Consider the following 17,029-nt stretch of genomic DNA (forward strand, 5'->3'; position numbering starts at 1 on the left):
GCTGCGGATTTGTGATCCGGATCTCGGTCGACTAGGAAGGGGCGTCCTCCCTCAACCTGGAGAAGCCTGTGCAGCAGCGACGCTGGCACCGGGCGACCTCGTCGCTCCTCGGTGCACTGACCCTGACCGCCGCCGTGACGGTCACCGCCACCCCCGCCCTGGCCGCCCCGGACAAGCCCGAGCCGCTCTCGGTCTTCCCCACCGACTCGCTGACCGTCCGCGACCCCGCCCAGCTGACCGGACGCCGGGTGGCGCTGCCCACGGACGGGTGCGGCGCCCCGATCGCCTGCGGACTGGTGCAGCAGCTCAACCAGCTCGACGGGTTCGACCTCGACCCGCGGATCGCCGTGCGGTTCAGCGGCCCGGTCGACCCGGCCGCGACCGCCGCCCGCATCACCCTGCAGCCGGCCGGCACCGACGCCCGCATCGGCGTCGACCGCGTGGTGTGGGACCCGGCGACCAACACGCTCTACGCCCACCCGGCCGAGCAGCTGGCGCCGTCGACGACCTACCGGCTGCGCGTCCAGGGCGGCCCGGCCAACAAGGCCACCCACGACACGTTCACCACGATGAGCGCCACCGACGGCCTGCTGGACATCCAGCGGCAGCTCGACAGCGGGGACGCCTTCGCCGCCGTCGGGATCGACGACCCGGCCCTGCAGGTGCAGGGCGCCTTCCCTGCACGGGGGACGACGGTCGCCTGGGCCACCGACCGCGGCGCCACCGACCCCGCGCCGACGCCCACCCCCGTCCCCACGGCCGCCCTCGGCGGCACGATCGTCTTCGGCTCGTTCCAGGCGCCGTCCTGGCTCACGCCCGACGTCACCATCCCCCAGACGCCGACCGGGGACGCCGGTCCGCGCCCGGTCGGGGCCGAGCAGCTGCCCTTCGTCGCGGTCCTGCCCCCCGGCACCCCGCCCCCCGGCGGCTGGCCGGTGGCCGTGTTCGGCCACGGGTTCACCAGCTCGACCAACGCCGTCTTCCTCGCCGCGGTCGAGAACGCGAGGAACGGCATCGCCACCATCGGCACCAACGTCGTCGGTCACGGGTACGGGCCCGAGAGCGGCTGGGTCGTCACCAGCGGGGGCACGACGACGACCATCCCCGCCTACGGGCGCGGGACCGACCAGAACGGCGACGACGCCATCGAGTCCACCGAGGGGTCCTCGGCCACCGGTGCCGCCGCGGCGCAGTCGTCCCGGGACGCCCTGCGGCAGACCGCCGCCGACAACATGACGCTGATCCGCTCGCTGGGCGGCACCGACGTCGACCGCGACGGGACGCCGGACCTCTCCGGCGAGGACGTGACCTACTTCGGGCAGAGCTTCGGCGGCATCTACGGCACGATGCTGACCGGCGTCGACCCGGCGGTCACCCGATCGGTGCTCAACGTGCCCGGCGGGCCGGTCGCCGAGATCGCCCGGCTGTCGCCGTCCTTCCGCCCGCTCACCGCGGCGGCCCTGGACGCGGCGGGCCTGCTCAACAGCGACGACCCGACCCGGAACGGCTTCCAGGAGCAGCTGCCGCTGCGCGGCGAGGGCCCGGTGACGGTCACCGTGCCCGGTGCGGTGGAGATCCAGGAGTACCTGGCCCGGTCGACCTGGCTGTCCCGCCCGGGCAGCCCGGAGACCTTTGCCCCGCTCATCGAGCCGGAGCGGGTGCTGGTGCAGGTGGCCTACGGCGACCAGACGGTGCCCAACCCGACGTCGTACACGCTGGTCGACGCAGGGGACCTGTGGTCGCGGACCAGTCTCTACCGCAACGACCGGGCGACGCCGCCGCTGCCCAACCCGCACTCGTTCCTGCTGGTGCTGCCGCACCCGTCCTCGCCGCAGGGGCAGGCGCAGGTGGCGGCCTTCCTCGGCCGCGGTGAGGTGGTCGACCCCGACGGGGACGGGAACGTGTGGGAGGTGCCGGTCGAGGACCCGTCGGTGCTGCTCTCGCTCAACTTCCCGCAGCCGGCGCTCCGGCCCTGACCGGCCGCTGACCACCGAGGGGCCCGGGACGATCCGTCGTCCCGGGCCCCTCGTCCGTGTCCAGCGATCAGGCCGGCGCCAGCGAGCCGGGGTCGAAGTGGTCGAGGAAGTCGCCGACCGGCCGGCCGAACCAGCGGTGCGCGCCCTGCACGGTCACCGGCGGCCAGTCCCACCACGCGACGCGCAGCAGGCGGTCGACGACGTCGTCGGGGAAGCGCCGCCGGATCACCCGGGCGGGCACCCCGCCGACCACGGAGTAGGGCGGGACGTCGGCGTTGACCAGCGCCCGCGCGCCGACGATCGAGCCGGTGCCCACGGTGACGTCGCCGAGCAGCGTGGCGCCGTAGCCGATCCAGACGTCGTCGCCGACCACCAGCCGCTCACCGGTGACACCGGGCGGTGGCTCGTCGTAGGGCTCGTCGGGCACCAGGATCCCGATGGGGAAGGTGGAGGCGGTCTCCGGGCGGTGCAGGCCGCGCTGGTCGAGCACGAGCTCCTCCCCCGCCCCGTCGTACACCCGGCCACCGGGCAGCACGATGCGCACGTCGTCGGCGATCGAGCAGTAGCCGCCGAGCTCGACCCGGTCCAGCGGGGTGAAGGTCTGCACGAGGGTGCGCTGGCCGGCGTAGGTGCCGGGGCCGGCGACGACGCCGGGGCTGCCGCCGAAGGGCCGGCGCACGCGCTCGCGCAGGCTGCCCGCGCCGGCGCAGGGCGTGACCGGCACGCCCTCGGCCAGCGCGCGGCGCACGAGGCGGGGCACGGGGTCGGCCGCCTCGGCGTCGTCCCCGGGGCCGGCCCACCGCCGCAGCAGCCCGGCGGGGGCGGCGACGTGCGGTGCGGGGTCGTCGGGTGCGGCGACGGCGACCCCGCCGGCGCGGGCGGCGGCCTCGGCCAGGGCGGTGACCGCCGTCGGGACCGCGCAGCCCTCGGTGCCGCCGGCCCACACGACGTCGCCGTCGGCGCGGTCCAGGCCCAGCAGCAGGGCGGTGGCGCGGTCGGCGCCGGGGGCGCGCACCACCTCCGCGCCCTCGACGAGGCGGAGGAAGTCGGCGACGTCGAAGCGCCCGGAGCTGTCGACGACCACCGTCTGGACCGCGTGCCCGGCGGCCTCGGCGGTGCCCACGGCGGCGACCAGCGCCTCCAGCGACGCCTCGACGGCGGAGACCCGGGTGTCGGCCACGAGGACGATGCTCACCAGCACGGGCCGACGGTAGGTGCCGGGCGTGCCGCGACGTGGCCCGGACACGCGAGAGGGCAGCTGCGCAGGCTGCGGTGACCAGGGCAATGGTGAACTTGACCAGACGATCTTCCCCGGGATCAGCGCGGCACAGTCATCGACGACCCGTAGGAGCGAAGGAGACGTGCCGGACTCGTCCGGCTACTCGAAGAAGTCCTCGTCCAGTTCAACCAGGTGGTACGTGTGTCGAGTCTGGACCCCGACGCCGTATTGGATCATCAGCCGGGCCAGTCGCTCGCCGTCGATCAGGATGACGCGAGCGTTGATCGTCGCCGCGTAGTCCAGTGCGTGCTGGGTGAACCGGCTCGTGGTGATGAAGATGCCCCGGCTGGCGTGTCGGCCGTGCAGGGCGCCGACGAAGGCCTGGATCGTCTCGCGGCCGACGATGTTGTCTGTCGCGTAGCGCTTTGCCTGTACATACACGCGGTCGAGGCCAAGTGGGTCTTGGTCGATCACGCCGTCAACTCCGCCGTCACCAGAGCCACCCAGCCGACGGACCTGCTTCTCGGCGCCGCCGTAACCCATGGCCACCAACAGGTCGAGCACGGCTTGTTCCAGGAAGGCCGGCTCTTGGGCGCGAAGCCGCTCCACCAGTTGTTCGGCGATGTCGGCGGTGTAACGAGTGACGCCCTGATCGATCTGCTCGAGCGGATCAAGATCTGTGTCCGCTTCCGCGGCAGTCTCTTGCGTGGGAGTGACTGCTGCTCGGCGGGGTGGGCGGTAGCCAGGAAACAGGATGCGTTCGGTCAGGCCCTGCGGATGCTGACTCAGGAGGGCGCGACCGTGCTCATTGATGACGTACTGCCCGCGGACGGGACGGTCGATCGCCCCCGAGCGGGCCAGCCCGGACAGTGCCCAGCCGATTCGGTTATCCACCTTGGTCTGGCCAGACGCAAGGATCTCCGCCCGCTGCTCCTCGGTGAGGCCGACTTGATCGGCGACGAGCTTCGACATCTCCCGCCGACTACGCACTCGTCCGTCCGAGAGCACTTGAAGGACAGGGACGAGGAACCCCTCCCACACTGGCATCTGCATCGGCGCACTCACCCCTTCGGCGGGCGCGATCCTGAAGTCTCGCCACCGGCTGTTCGAGTTCCACCATGGACAGACGTCGCTTGATGATTCCTTGTTACCGTATCCAGGCGACTAGCGACCTCCTGCGTCAGGGCCAGGGGACGCTGACTGGTAAGGGGCTGGGCCGACCCTCCGTAATTGTCTCCAGCCCAAACAGGAAAGGGGCCGGGTCCTTTGTGGACCCGGCCCCGGTCACCGAGGCGTACGGCGCGCGTCAGGCGGCGGCCAGGGCGGCCTGCTCACGGATGAGCCGGCGGCGGACCTTCGGCTCGCCGGTGGTCATCTTCCACAGCTTGGCCAGCTGCGACGGCAGGTTGCGGGCCGTCGTGTTCTGGAGCCAGCCGTTGGGCAGCGACAGCCGGATGATCTTGTGCCAGGCGGAGCCGACCTGCCGGGGCAGCGGCGCGGTGTGGTAGTTCAGCCCGTAGCGGTCGAACAGGTCGCGGATCTTCGGGGCGATCTCGGCGTACCGGTTGCTCGGCAGGTCGGGGAACAGGTGGTGCTCGATCTGGTGCGACAGGTTCCCGGTCAGGACGTGCATCGCCTTGGAGCCGGAGATGTTGGCCGAGCCGAGCATCTGGCGCAGGTACCACTCACCGCGGGTCTCGCCCTCGATCGACTTCTTCTCGAAGGTCTCCACGCCCTCGGGGAAGTGCCCGCAGAGGATCACCGAGTTCGACCACAGGTTGCGCACGATGTTGGCGGTGAAGTTCGCCGCCAGGGTGGCGAAGAAGTTGGGGCCCGACAGCAGCGGGTGGACGAGGTAGTCCTTGCGCGCCTGCTTGCCGATCTTGACCAGCACGGCCCTGGCGCGCTTGCGGAACTCCGGGTCGCTCGTCTGCTTCTTCGCGAGGACCGCGCCGAGCTCGAGGTCGTAGGCGGCGATCCCGTACTCGAAGAAGCAGGCGTTGATGAAGCTCCACAGCGGCTGGCCGAGGTACATCGGCGTCCAGGGCTGGTCCTCGTCGACGCGCATGATGCCGTAGCCGAGGTCGTTGTCCTTGCCGATCACGTTCGTGTACGTGTGGTGCAGCTCGTTGTGCGAGTGCTTCCACTGCTCGACCGGGCTGGCCATGTCCCAGTCCCACGTCGTGGAGTGGATCTTCGGGTCGCGCATCCAGTCCCACTGCCCGTGCAGGATGTTGTGCCCGATCTCCATGTTCTCGAGGATCTTGGCCACCGAGAGCCCGATCGTCCCGAGCACCCAGGCCGGGGGGAAGCCCGACGCGAGCAGCACGGCGCGGCTGCCGAGCTCGATCTTGCGGTGCACGTCGATGACCCGGCGGATGTAGCGCGCGTCGGACTCGCCGCGGCTGTCCATCACCTCCTGGCGGATCTCGTCGAGCTCCTTGCCGAGGAGCTCGACGTCGTCGGCGGTGAGGTGGGCGATCGGGTTGTCGGTCTTCTTCTGCACGACGGTCATGCGTGTCTCCCAGCGGTCTCGGGGGTCAGTGGTCGATGTGGCAGGCGCCGGCGGCGGCGCTGATGCAGGTCTGCACGAGGACGCCGTCGCCGGGGACGGCGGTGGTGACCTCGCCGGTGCGCAGGTCGCGCACGGCGCCCTCGCGCAGCGGGAGGACGCAGCCGTAGCAGATGCCCATGCGGCAGCCGCTGGGCATGAGCACCCCGGCCTCCTCGGCGGCGTCGAGGATCGGGGTGGCGCCGTCGGCCTCCAGCGACGTCCCGTTCTCCGTGAAGGTGACCGTGCCACCCTCGCCGGTGACCAGCACCGTCGGGCGGAACCGCTCGGTGTACAGGCGGTCGGCCATGCCCGCGGCGGCCCAGTGCTCCTCGAGCGCCTCCAGCATGCCGACGGGGCCGCAGGCCCAGGTGGCGCGCTCGGCGAGGTCGGGCACCAGCGCGGCGATCGCGGCGGCGTCGAGCATCCCGGCGGTGTCGGTGTGCTGCTCCACCAGCCGGATGCGGCCGGCCGCGGCCATCTGCCGCAGCTCGGCGCCGAAGACGACGTCGTCGGCGGTCGGCGCGGAGTGGACCAGGACGACGTCGGTGAGCTCGGGGTGGTTGCGCAGGATGCCCATGACCGGGGTGATGCCGGAGCCGGCGGTGACGAACAGCGCCTTGGCCGGCCGCTGCTCGGGGAGGCAGAACTCGCCGGTGGCCTGGTCGAGCCGGACCAGGGTCCCCGGCCGCGCGCGGCGCACCAGGTGGTTGCTCACCCTGCCGTCGGGGATGGCCTTGACGGTGACGGTGAAGCAGCCGTCGGTCCGGCCGAGGTCGGAGGTGATCGAGTAGGCGCGCCACATGCGGACGCCGTCGACGTCGATGCCGATGCGCACGTACTGGCCGGGGCGGTGCGGCTGCCAGTCGGCGCCGGGTCGGATGACGATCGTGGCGGCGTCCGGGGTCTCGGGGAGCACCGCCTCGATGCGGCCGCGCAGGTCCGTGCCGGCCCGCAGGGGGTGGAACATGTCCAGGTAGTCGGCGGGCAGGACCGGGGTGGTGACGAGCTCGGCGACGCGCAGCACGCGGTCGCGCAACGCCCGGAGAGCCGGCCGGGCCGGAGAGGGGCGAGGAACGGTCGCGGTCATGCCCTCCACGGTTCCCTGCCGAACGTCTAACTACCTGTGCCCTGGACGTGAACGTTTCGCCGGATACTGTCCCCAGCGCACAACCGAGGTCACGGGGAGGTCACGGTGACACCCGAGCAGGGGACGTTCGCGCCGGAGATCGCGGCGGCGATGGTCGCCGAGCTGCCGTCGGTGGCCGAGCGCACGGTCGCGGCGATCGTGGTCGAGGTGCCCAGCTACGCCGAGGCGTTCCGCGGCCCGATGGGCCGCAAGATCGAGAACGCCGTCCAGCTCGCCCTCGCGGGCTTCCTGGAGCTGGCGACGTCGGCCGGGGGCGCCGACGCCAGCCGGCCGGTCGACCCCGCCATCGAGGGCGCCTACTCCCTGGGCCGCGGGGAGGCGCGCACCGGGCGGCCGATGGACGCGCTGCTGGCGGCCTACCGGGTGGGTGCCCGCGTGGCCTGGCGGCACCTGAGCGAGACGGCGGTGGCCGCCGGCATGCCCGCGGGGTCGCTGGCCCGCTTCGCCGAGCTGGTGTTCGCCTACATCGACCGGCTGTCGGCGGCCAGCGCGTCCGGCCACGCCGACCACCTGGCCGCCAGCGGCCGCGAGCGCCGCCGGCACCTCGAGCGGCTGGCGGCGCTGCTGGTCACCGGAGCGCCGCCCTACGAGCTGCACGCCGCGGCGGAGCGGGCGGACTGGACGCCCCCGCGGACGCTCACCGCCGTCCTGCTGCCGGAGGCGGTGGCGCGCGGGGCGATGGGCGCGCTGGACGCGCGGACGCTGCAGGCCGGCGAGGACCTGCCCGGCGCCGAGCCGTCGACCGAGCGAGCCGTGCTGCTGGTGCCCGACGCCGACGGTCACGCGCGGGCGGCGCTGCTGACCTCGCTCACCGGGCGCGGCGCCGTCGTCGGGCCGCCGCGGCCGTGGCAGGACGCGCGGTCCTCGTACACGCGGGCGCTGCGGGCGCTGCAGCTGCAGCTGCTGCCCGACGGCGACGCCCCGGTCGACACCGAGCTCCGGCTGGCCGACCTGGTGCTGCGCGCCGACGCCGAGGCGCTGACCGACCTGCGCACGCAGGTCCTGGCCCCGCTGGAGCGGCTGGCCCCGGGGCCGCGGGAGAAGCTGCTGGAGACGCTGCGCTCGTGGCTGCTGCACCACGGCCGGCGCGAGCAGGTGGCCGCCGAGCTGTTCGTGCACCCGCAGACGGTGCGCTACCGCATGGGGCAGCTGCGCGACCTCTACGGCAAGCGCCTCGACGACCCGCAGACGGTCCTGGAGCTGACCCTCGCCCTCGGCGCCCGGTGAAGGACCCGCTCGCCCCCGTCCCTCGCGCGCCCGGGCGGGACCCTGCGAGCGGGCCGTTCCCGCACGTCACCCGGGGCGCAGCACCGCGACGAGGAAGTCCGACTCGGCGGTGAACGGGTGCAGGTGCCAGCTCGACAGCAGCAGGTCCGGCTCCAGCCCCGCGGCGCGGGCGTCGGCGAGGAAGACGGCGAAGTCGTAGTCGCGACCCGCGCCGAAGCCGACCACCGCACGACCGCCCTCCGCCAGGTGCGTGCGGAAGCGGCGCAGCACCTCGCCACGGGTCGACGGCGCCAGGAACGTCACCACGTTGCCGGCGCAGACGATCGCGTCGAACCGGTCGGGCAGGTCGAGCTCGGCGAGGTCACCCACCAGCCAGCGCGGCCCGGGGTGGTCCTCCTCGGCGGCTGCGATCAGCACCGGGTCGACGTCGACCCCGACCACGGTGTGCCCCACCGACGCCAGGTACCCGCCCACCCGGCCGGGGCCGCAGCCGGCGTCGAGCACCCGCGAGCCGCGGGGCAGCATCGCGTCGACCAGCCGCGCCTCGCCGACGAGGTCCATCCCGCCGGCGGCCAGGTCCCGGAACCGCTGCACGTAGGCCGCCGAGTGGCCGGGATCGGCCTGCGTCATCCGCACCCAGGCGCTCGGTTCGGTCATGCCCCCATCGTCGTCGGCCGCCAGTCCGGCGGGTCGCCCGGGTGCAGCGCGGGGTCGTCGGCGGCCAGCGTGCGCACCGGCCCCGGCGGGGTGAGCGGTCCCTCGAAGCGGACGGTCACCCGGCCCAGCCCGCGGCCCCACACCCAGCCCGCGCCCAGCTCGTCGTGCACGACGTCCTGCCCCGGCCACCAGCGCCGGTCGGCCGGCGGCTCGGGCACGGCCGGGCTCTCGTCGGCGGCGTCCTCGACCTCCTCGGCGGCGTCCTCGCCGGAGAACAGGTCGCCCTGCGCGTACTGCGACAGCCCCGAGACGCCGACGCCGAGCAGCCGCAGACCACCGCCCGTGCCGGCCTCGGCGAGCAGCCGCCGGGCGATCGAGGCGACCTGCCGGGCGTCGTCGGTGGGCTGCGGCAGCGTCTGCGAGCGCGTCATGGTCGTGAAGTCGTAGCGGCGCAGCTTGACCGTCACCGTCCGCCCCGACAGCGCCGAGGCGCGCAGCCGCCCGCCCACCCGGGCGGCCATCGCGTCGACGAGCCGGTTGAGCTGGGCCAGGTCGGTGAGGTCGCGCTCGAAGGTCTCCTCCTGCGAGACCGACTTGGCCTCCCGCTCGGCCACCACCGGCCGGTCGTCCTCCGCGCGGGCCAGCTGGTAGAGCCCGCCACCGTGCGCCCGGCCGGCCAGCGCCACCAGGTCCGGCAGCGACTTGGCCGCCAGTTGCGCCACCGTGCCGACGCCGACCTGCCGCAGCCGCTCGGCCGTCGCCGGGCCCACCCCGCCCAGCCGGGTCACCGGCAGCGGGTGCAGCACGTCGAGCTCGGTGCCCGGCGCGACGACGACGAGGCCGTCGGGCTTGTCCAGGTCCGAGGCGATCTTGGCCATGAGCTTGGAGCTGCCGATGCCCACCGAGCCGGTGACGCCGCCGGTGGCCTCGGCGATGCGCGCCTTGAGGTCGCGGGCCAGTGCCGTGACGCCGTCGACGGACGGGTCGGAGCGCTCACCGGCCGCGAGGTCGACGTAGGCCTCGTCGATGGACACCTGCTCCACCAGCGGCGAGAGCTCGCGCAGCAGGCCCATGACCACCTCCGACGTCCGCCGGTAGGCGCCGAACCGGCCGCCGAGGAACGCCGTCCCCGGCGGGCAGCGCCGCCGCGCCTCCGCCGTCGACATGGCCGAGCGGGCGCCGTAGGCGCGCGCCTCGTAGGAGGCGGTGGCGACGACGCCGCGCCCGCCCGTGCCGCCGACGACGACCGGGCGGCCGCGCAGCGAGGGCTTGTCCCGCTGCTCGACGGCGGCGAAGAACGCGTCGAGGTCGAGGTGCAGCACGCTCGCCTCCCGCCGCACGCCCCCATCGTCCTACGCGGGACCGTGCCGGGACGCGAGCGTGTGCGCCCGCGCCGCACTCCGGGCCCAGGAACGCGGCGCGAGCGCACACGCCCGGGTCGGTGGCCGGCCTCAGGCGTCCGTGAGCGCGGCAGGCGGCAGCCAGTCGGCGTCGAGGAGGTCGGCGATCTCCCGCAGCGAGGAGGTGTCCGCGCCGGCCGTCGACCCGCTGACCGCCAGCCGTTCGACCATCACGCGGGCGACCTGCTCCTCGACGGTGCCCTCGGCGAAGGCCACCCGCCACGGGGAGACCTGCCCGTCGCGGTGGGTGCGGCCGGTGACCTGCCGGGCCTGGATGCCGGAGAAGCGCGGCTGGTGGAACAGCCCCACTCGCGGCGTGGCCGACGCCGTCGCCCCGGAGGGCAGCAGCTCGCCGGCGTGCAGGCTGATCGACGCGGTCACGGTGAAGACGCACACCGGCGCGGCGCCGGTCTGGAAGCGCAGCCGCTCGGCCTCGACGTCGAACCGGTCCCGGCCGTAGATGGCGGCGACCGCGACACCGGAGTCCAGCAGCGCCTCGCGGATCGGGTCGGCCGCCGTCTCGACGAACTCCACCGACACCGCCACCTGCCGCTCGGCGTCGACCTGCGCGCGCACCCAGTCGACCGTGGCCTGCGCGCGGATCAGCCCGGCCTTCTGCCGGAACCGCAGCAGCGCCGCCCGCCCGCGGGCGCTCTGCCGGGCCCGGCGGGCCAGCTGCATCTCCGCGCGGAACTCCTGCCACTCCGACTCGTAGGCGCTCCGCTCGGCCGGGGTCAGCGCCACCGGCGTCCCGGTGACCGACACCGGGCCCCACGGCGCCGGGCGGTGCAGCGTCGCGGGCGGGTCGGCGTCGGTCAGCCAGGCCTGCAGCCGGGCGAGGTCGGCGCGGCGGGCGTCGGCGTCCTCGGTCCACGCCCAGCCGTACCGGCCCCGTTCCACGTGGAACCCGTGCTCGGCCAGCTTCGCCGGCAGGTCGCCCCAGGCGCGCAGCGGCTCACCGTGCCGCTGCGCGAACTGGGGCGCCAGGTAGGGCAGCTCCAGCGGCGTGTGCGCCGGGGTGGCGGTGGCCGCGATGACGAAGGGGACCCCCGAGGTCCGGCCGCCGCCCGACACCGCCTTCCAGTGCCTCCACCGCTGCGTCGTCGTGTGCCGGACCATGTGCGCCTCGTCGGCGACGACGACGTCGAAGGGCAGCTTCGCGACCTTCGCCAGCCGGTCCCAGGTGGTGACGCACCACCGCAGCCCGCCGTCGCCGAAGCCGGCGATCGACCGGCTCCAGTGCGGGACCGTGATCGCCGCCGGCCGGTCGGCGACGACGAGCACCCGCTCGCCGCCGCGCAGCTCGCAGATCTCCCGGGCGGCCATGACGGCGGTGCCGGTCTTGCCGACACCGGGGTCGTCGCCGAGCAGGAACACCCGGTGCCCGGCCGCGGCCGCGGCGACGACGACCTCGGCGCCGGTGCACTGCTCCTCGCGCGGCACCAGCGCCCGCGCCTCGGGCAGCGGGCGGGGCGTCTCGTTGAGCTCGTCCTCGAGGAAGCGCTCGAACGTGTACGGCGGCGGGTCGTAGGGCGCCAGCGCCGGCGGCAGCTCCCGGCCGACCCAGACGTGCGCCTGCAGGCCCGCGTGCCAGACGGCGCCCGGTGCCGGGGCGCGGAACGGGACGGCGAGCACCCACACCCGCTCCCCCGGGCCCGCGGTGGGCAGGTCGGGCACCGGTGGCCGGCGCGCCGTCGTCCGCCGCTTCGCCGTCCGGCGCTTCGGGGTGGTGGGGGCGGCGCGACGCCGTCCGGGCACGGGGGCCTCCTCTCGTCCCGGGCACGGTAGGTGGCCGCAGCCCGCGGATCTGGTGGAATCGCCGGATGACCGCCGGCGCGCCCTCCGACGAGCGGCTGGCGGCGCGCACCGTCGGCACGGCCGGGCCGCGGGTGGTGTTCGTGCACGGCCTGTTCGGCCAGGGCAAGAACTGGACGACGGCGGCGAAGGGGCTCGCCGACGGCCACCGGGTGACGCTGCTCGACCTGCCCAACCACGGGTACTCGCCGTGGACCGACCGGGTCGACTACGTGGACATGGCCGGGCTGGTCGCCGCGGAGCTCGAGTCCTTCGGCGAGCCGGTGACGCTGGTGGGGCACTCGATGGGCGGCAAGGTGGCGATGCAGCTGGCGCTGCGGCGGCCGGAGCTGCTGCGCGCGCTGGTCGTCGTCGACATCGCTCCCGTGGAGTACCCGGTCTCCGGCGGGCGGACCAACGACCCCGACGAGGAGGCCTCGCCGTTCGACGCCTTCATCACCGCGATGCGGGCGGTCGACCTGGGCGCGCTGCGCACCCGCGAGGACGCCGACCGGGCGCTGCGCGAGGCGGTGCCAAGCACGATGGTGCGCTCCTTCCTGCTGCAGAGCCTCGTCCGCGAGGGGGTCGCCTCGGGCCGCTGGCGGTGGCGGCTGAACCTGGAGACGCTGCAGCGCGACCTCGGTGAGCTGCGCGGCTTCCCCGACCCGCCGCCGGGCGCGACCTTCGACGGCCCGGTCCTGTGGGTCGCCGGCGCGAACAGCCACTACGTGCTGCCCGAGGACCGCCCCCGCATGGAGGAGCTCTTCCCGCACACCCGGCTGGTGAAGGTCAAGCACGCCGGCCACTGGGTGCACTCCGAGCAGCCCGAGGTCTTCCTCCGCACGCTGCAGGCCTTCCTGGCTGCCGTCGAGCACTGAGCCGGCGGTGGACTCCGTTCAGTCGAGCGGGTTGATCCACCGGACGTCGGGGAAGCGAGCGAAGTCGGTGTCCGCCGTGGCCACCGCGACCCCGTGCTCGATGGCCAGGGCGGCGAGCTGCGCGTCCGGGACGAGGTTCCCCGTGGCGCCCGTGCGGCGGAGCAGGTCACCGAGGATGCCGGCGGTGCGCTCGGTGGCCGGCGGGATCCAGACGACGTCGACGTCGAGCCACTCGGCCACGTAGGACCACGCCTCCTCGGCCGCCAGTGGCCGGCGGATCACGCGCGGGTGGGTGGTGATGCGGACGAAGGCCCCGATCGTCTGCCACGGCAGGCCCACGCGACCGGCGCCGCTGAGCGCGGCCTCCCACCAGGCGCGTGCCGTCTCGTGCTGCGGCGCGGCGCTGTTGACCGCGTACAGCAACAGGTTCGCGTCGACCAGCATCAGGAGGCGTCGTCGAGGAGGTCGAGCACCTCGCCGACGTTGGTGACGTCGATCAGGACGTCCAGGTCGGCGGTGCGCTGCCGGAACGGTCGGGCATCGCGGCGCGGGACCAACCCCGCGCGGACGAGGCGGTTCACCGCCTCGCTGAGGCCCAGACCCTCCGCGCGGCGCAGGCGCTCGACCGCTGCGGCGACGTCCTCGTCGAGGGTCACCGTGGTCCGCACGGATCGAGGTTACATCGTGATGCGCCGGGCCGTGCATCGCGATGCTCACCCGTCCAGCGGCTGGGACGTGCTGTGGGCGCCCACGCACGTGCGCGGGCCCGTGCGCGTCCGCGGGAGTGCACCGCTGGAGCCGCCGGGGGTGCGCTGCCATCCTGGGCCGGTGACCAGCCAGTTCGTGCCGCACCGGCCGCACCCGGCGCTGCGCGGCCTGGTCACCGGCGCCCTCGGCTACCGGCAGGAGGGCCTGCCGCCGGGCACCCACCGCGGGCTGCCCTCCCCCGCCCTGACGCTGGTGGTCACCCTCGACGGGTCGCTCGACGTCGCCGCCCACCCCGACCGCGCGCAAGCACCCGGCCGCTACGACGCCCTCCTCGGCGGGCTGCACACCACCCCGGCGCTCATCCGCCACCCCGGCCGGCAGACCGGCCTGCAGCTGGCGCTGTCCCCGCTGGGCGCCCGCCGGCTGCTCGGCGTGCCCGCCGGGGAGCTCGCGGCGCTCGACGTCGACCTCGCCGACGTCCTGGGCGGCACCGAGCTGGTCGACCGCGTCCGCGAGGCGGCGAGCTGGCCGGCCCGCTTCGCCGCCGCCGAGGACGTGCTCCGCCGGGTCGCCGGCCACGGCACGCCGCCCGCCGAGGTCGCCGAGGCCTGGCGGCTCACCCTGGCCGGCGGCGGGCGGCTGCGGGTCGCCGAGATCGCCCGCCGGGTCGGCTGGTCCGAGCGGCACCTCACCGCCCGGTTCCGCGCCGAGACCGGCCTGGGTCCCAAGGAGGCCGCGCGGGTGGTCCGCTTCGACCGCGCCCGCCGCGCCCTGGCCGCCCGGCCCCGCCCCGACCTCGCCGCCCTGGCCGCGGCCGCCGGCTACGCCGACCAGGCGCACCTGACCCGCGAGTGGCGCGCGTTCACCGGGCTGTCCCCGCTGCGCTGGCTGGCGGCGGAGTTCGGATTCGTCCAAGACGGCGGCGACCGCGACGCGGCAGGGTCGGCGGCATGAGCACCCCACCTCCCACCGTCTGGCCCGCCTTCCGCGCCGCCGACGCCCCCGCCCTCATCCGCTGGCTGGTCGACGTCCTGGGCTTCACCGAGACCCTCGTCGTCCGCGACGGCGACCTGGTCGTGCACGCCGAGCTGGCCTGGCCGCCCGGCGGCGGCGTGATGCTCGGCTCCGCCCGCGACGACGGCGGCTGGCCGGTCCGCCCCGGCGGCAGCGGCGCCTACCTGGTCACCGACGACGTCGCCGCCGTCTGGGCGCGGGTGCGGGCCGCCGGTGCCGAGGTGCTGCGGCCGCTCACCGAGCCCGAGCACGGCGGCAAGGAGTTCTCCGTGCGCGACCCCGAGGGCAACAGCTGGAGCGTCGGCGACTACCGCGGGGCGCCCCGCGCGTGACCGAGCTCGCGAGGTCACGCAGGTGCGCAGCACGGCCCGACACGATGCCGACGAGCGTCAGCGAGGAGGCAGCGTGACGGAGGACGACGTCCGCGCCCTGGCCCTCGCCCTCCCGGAGGTCACCGAGGCCGACCACCACGGCCGCCCGTCGTTCCGGCTGGGCACCGCCGTGCTCGCCACGCTGTGGGCACCCGGCATCCTCAACGTCATGGTCGGGGAGTCGGAGGCGCGGGCGGCCGAGGGCGGCGCGGTCGCGCTGCTGTGGTGGGGGAAGCGGCTCTCGGGCGTGCAGGTCGACCTCGCCCGGGCCGAGGAGGCCACCGTCGCCGACCTGCTCGACGACGCCTGGAGCCGCCGCGCCCCGGCCCGGCTGCGGCAGACCCGCCCGTGAGCTACCCGCGGCCGGTCCCGCTCGTCGGCGACGCCACCTCCGCCGCCCAGCGCGCCGGCGACCCCGCCGGGTGGGCCATGCCCGGCGACGCCGAGGGCCTCTACGCCGTCGTCGCCGCCCGCCGCGACGTGCGCCGGTTCCGGCCCGACCCGGTGCCCGGCGACGTCCTCCGGCGGGTGCTCGCCGCCGGGCACGCCGCGCCGTCGGTCGGGCACAGCCAGCCGTGGCGCTTCGTCGTCGTCCGCGACGCGGGCGTCCGCGACCGCGCCGCCGTCCTCACCGACCGCGAGCGGCTGCGGCAGGCCGCCCGGCTCGAGCCCGACGCCGCCCGCCGGCTGCTGGACCTGCAGCTGGAGGGCGTGCGCGAGGCGCCGCTGGGGATCGTCGTCTGCTGCGACCGGCGCACCCCGGCCGCCGGCGTCCTCGGCCGCGCCACCTTCCCCGACGCCGACCTGTGGAGCTGCGCGGCGGCCATCCAGAACCTGTGGCTGGCCGCCCGCGCCGAGGGCCTGGGCATGGGCTGGGTGACGCTGTTCCGCCCCGAGGAGCTCGCCGGCCTCGTCGGCCTGCCCGAGGGGGTGGCCACCCTCGGCTGGCTGTGCCTGGGCTGGCCCGACGAGCGCCCCCCGGCACCGGGCCTGGAGCGGGCCGGCTGGTCGCGGCGGCTGCCGCTGGACGCCGTCGTCGTCGAGGACCGGTGGCCGGCCGACGACGGCGGGCCCGCCGCTCCCCCCTCGCACCTGCGCGCCCCCGGCCGCGAGGCGGTGGTGAGCGCCCGCGACGACGCCGACCGGCTGCTGACCACCCCCGGCTCGCTGGGCGTACTCGACCGCGCCGTCGACCGGGTCGTGGCGCTGGGCCGCGGCGAGGTCACCGGCGGCACGCTGCTGCTGGCCGCCGCCGACCACCCGGTCGCCGCGCGGGGCGTCTCGGCCTACCCGGCGACGGTCACCCGCAACGTGGCCCGGGCCGCGCTGGCCGGCACCGCCGTGGGCGCCACCGCGGCGGCCGCGGCCGGGCTGGCCACCGTCGTCGTCGACGCCGGGGTGTCCGGCGACCCGCTGCCCGGGGCGGTCGACGCCCGCCCGGCCGGCCCCCGCGGCGACCTCGCCTCCGCCCCGGCGATGACGCCCGCCGACGTCGGGCGGCTGCTGGCCGCCGGGCGGGACCTCGGCGCCCGGGACGGCCTGCTCGCCCTCGGCGAGGTCGGCGTCGGCAACACCACCGTCGCCGCCGCGCTCGCCGCCGGGCTGCTCGGCGCCGGCCCGGCCGAGGTCACCGGCCTCGGAGCCGGCGCCGACAGCGACGTGCTCGACCGCAAGCGCGCGGTGGTCGCCGCCGCGCTCGCCCGGGCGGGCACCGGCCTGGCGCCCGAGCGGGCGCTGGCCGAGCTCGGCGGGCCCGAGCTCGTGGTGCTCGCCGGTGCGGTGCTCGGCGCCGCGCAGACGCGCGCCGCCGTCGTCCTCGACGGGTTCGCCGTGTCGGTCGCGGCGCTGGCCGCCGTGCAGCTCGAGCCCGGCGCGCAGGCGTGCCTGGTGGCCGGGCAGCGCAGCCGCGAGCGCGGCCACGACCTCGTGCTGCAGGCGCTGGGTCTCGAGCCGCTGCTGGACCTGCGGCTGCGGGCCGGTGAGGGCGCCGGCGCGGCGCTGGCCGCCGGCCTGCTGCTCGACGGCCTCCGCATCCGCCGCACCACGGCCCGCGTGGACTGACCCCGGACGGCGGGCCAGGATCG

Annotated in this window: 16 protein-coding genes; 7 read left to right on the forward strand and 9 right to left on the reverse strand. The window is 75.5% G+C overall.

The window, feature by feature from the left end; translation table 11 throughout:
* Positions 1-68 precede the first annotated feature (68 nt).
* Positions 69-1,976: an Ig-like domain-containing protein gene (locus CHC04_RS18925; RefSeq protein ID WP_089405480.1), complete on the forward strand. Its 1,908-nt coding sequence runs from the start codon at positions 69-71 to the stop codon at positions 1,974-1,976.
* Between the two features lie 67 nt (positions 1,977-2,043).
* Here the strand turns inward: CHC04_RS18925 and CHC04_RS24615 are convergent, their stop codons facing one another.
* The 4 genes from CHC04_RS24615 to CHC04_RS18945 form a co-directional block, all read right to left on the reverse strand.
* Positions 2,044-3,177, reverse strand: coding sequence for a CatB-related O-acetyltransferase (locus tag CHC04_RS24615; protein ID WP_217897451.1), 1,134 nt, complete (start codon positions 3,175-3,177; stop codon positions 2,044-2,046).
* Between the two features lie 177 nt (positions 3,178-3,354).
* Entirely contained in the window at positions 3,355-4,248 is an 894-nt protein-coding gene (locus CHC04_RS18935; protein ID WP_089405544.1) for a restriction endonuclease, read from the reverse strand.
* A 253-nt stretch (positions 4,249-4,501) separates the two neighbouring features.
* Entirely contained in the window at positions 4,502-5,710 is a 1,209-nt protein-coding gene (locus CHC04_RS18940) for a fatty acid desaturase family protein (RefSeq protein ID WP_089405481.1), read from the reverse strand.
* Between the two features lie 25 nt (positions 5,711-5,735).
* Positions 5,736-6,836 carry a ferredoxin reductase gene (locus CHC04_RS18945; RefSeq protein WP_089405482.1) on the reverse strand — a complete coding sequence of 367 codons (1,101 nt, stop codon included), beginning with the start codon at positions 6,834-6,836 and terminating at the stop codon, positions 5,736-5,738.
* Between the two features lie 105 nt (positions 6,837-6,941).
* Here CHC04_RS18945 and CHC04_RS18950 point away from each other — a divergent pair, with 105 nt between their 5' ends.
* Complete coding sequence (locus CHC04_RS18950) at positions 6,942-8,123, forward strand: PucR family transcriptional regulator (RefSeq protein WP_245817465.1); 1,182 nt, start codon at positions 6,942-6,944, stop codon at positions 8,121-8,123.
* A gap of 66 nt (positions 8,124-8,189) precedes the next feature.
* On the opposite strand, the gene CHC04_RS18955 is transcribed toward CHC04_RS18950, so the two are convergent.
* The 3 genes from CHC04_RS18955 to CHC04_RS18965 form a co-directional block, all read right to left on the reverse strand.
* Positions 8,190-8,780, reverse strand: coding sequence for a class I SAM-dependent methyltransferase (locus CHC04_RS18955; RefSeq protein ID WP_089405483.1), 591 nt, complete (start codon positions 8,778-8,780; stop codon positions 8,190-8,192).
* Positions 8,777-10,120 carry a DNA polymerase IV gene (locus tag CHC04_RS18960; RefSeq protein ID WP_089405484.1) on the reverse strand — a complete coding sequence of 448 codons (1,344 nt, stop codon included), beginning with the start codon at positions 10,118-10,120 and terminating at the stop codon, positions 8,777-8,779. The genes CHC04_RS18955 and CHC04_RS18960 overlap by 4 nt, the downstream gene beginning before the upstream one ends.
* Before the next feature lie 111 nt (positions 10,121-10,231).
* Positions 10,232-11,938, reverse strand: coding sequence for a DEAD/DEAH box helicase (locus CHC04_RS18965; RefSeq protein WP_245817469.1), 1,707 nt, complete (start codon positions 11,936-11,938; stop codon positions 10,232-10,234).
* A 65-nt stretch (positions 11,939-12,003) separates the two neighbouring features.
* On the opposite strand from CHC04_RS18965, the gene CHC04_RS18970 reads away from it, so the two are divergent.
* Complete coding sequence (locus CHC04_RS18970) at positions 12,004-12,852, forward strand: alpha/beta fold hydrolase (RefSeq protein ID WP_089405485.1); 849 nt, start codon at positions 12,004-12,006, stop codon at positions 12,850-12,852.
* 18 nt (positions 12,853-12,870) lie between these two features.
* Here the strand turns inward: CHC04_RS18970 and CHC04_RS18975 are convergent, their stop codons facing one another.
* Together CHC04_RS18975 and CHC04_RS18980 are read right to left on the reverse strand one after the other, a co-directional pair.
* On the reverse strand, positions 12,871-13,296 hold the full coding sequence (locus tag CHC04_RS18975) for a TA system VapC family ribonuclease toxin (protein ID WP_089405486.1): 426 nt from the start codon (positions 13,294-13,296) through the stop codon (positions 12,871-12,873).
* Positions 13,296-13,520: a ribbon-helix-helix protein, CopG family gene (locus CHC04_RS18980; RefSeq protein ID WP_089405487.1), complete on the reverse strand. Its 225-nt coding sequence runs from the start codon at positions 13,518-13,520 to the stop codon at positions 13,296-13,298. Before CHC04_RS18980 ends, CHC04_RS18975 begins: the two co-directional genes overlap by 1 nt.
* 160 nt (positions 13,521-13,680) lie before the next feature.
* Here CHC04_RS18980 and CHC04_RS18985 point away from each other — a divergent pair, with 160 nt between their 5' ends.
* From CHC04_RS18985 to bluB, 4 genes are all read left to right on the forward strand, one after another.
* A complete protein-coding gene (locus CHC04_RS18985; protein WP_089405488.1) occupies positions 13,681-14,514 on the forward strand; it encodes a helix-turn-helix domain-containing protein in 834 nt (277 codons plus the stop codon).
* Entirely contained in the window at positions 14,511-14,906 is a 396-nt protein-coding gene (locus tag CHC04_RS18990) for a VOC family protein (RefSeq protein WP_089405489.1), read from the forward strand. The genes CHC04_RS18985 and CHC04_RS18990 overlap by 4 nt, the downstream gene beginning before the upstream one ends.
* 73 nt (positions 14,907-14,979) lie before the next feature.
* Positions 14,980-15,297 (forward strand): MmcQ/YjbR family DNA-binding protein, encoded by a 318-nt coding sequence (locus CHC04_RS18995; RefSeq protein WP_089405490.1) that lies wholly within the window; start codon positions 14,980-14,982, stop codon positions 15,295-15,297.
* On the forward strand, positions 15,294-17,006 hold the full coding sequence (gene bluB, locus CHC04_RS19000) for a 5,6-dimethylbenzimidazole synthase (protein ID WP_245817471.1): 1,713 nt from the start codon (positions 15,294-15,296) through the stop codon (positions 17,004-17,006). Before CHC04_RS18995 ends, bluB begins: the two co-directional genes overlap by 4 nt.
* Positions 17,007-17,029: the final 23 nt, after the last annotated feature.

The sequence above is a fragment of the Geodermatophilus saharensis genome, assembly GCF_900188205.1.
Classification (GTDB): domain Bacteria; phylum Actinomycetota; class Actinomycetes; order Mycobacteriales; family Geodermatophilaceae; genus Geodermatophilus; species Geodermatophilus saharensis.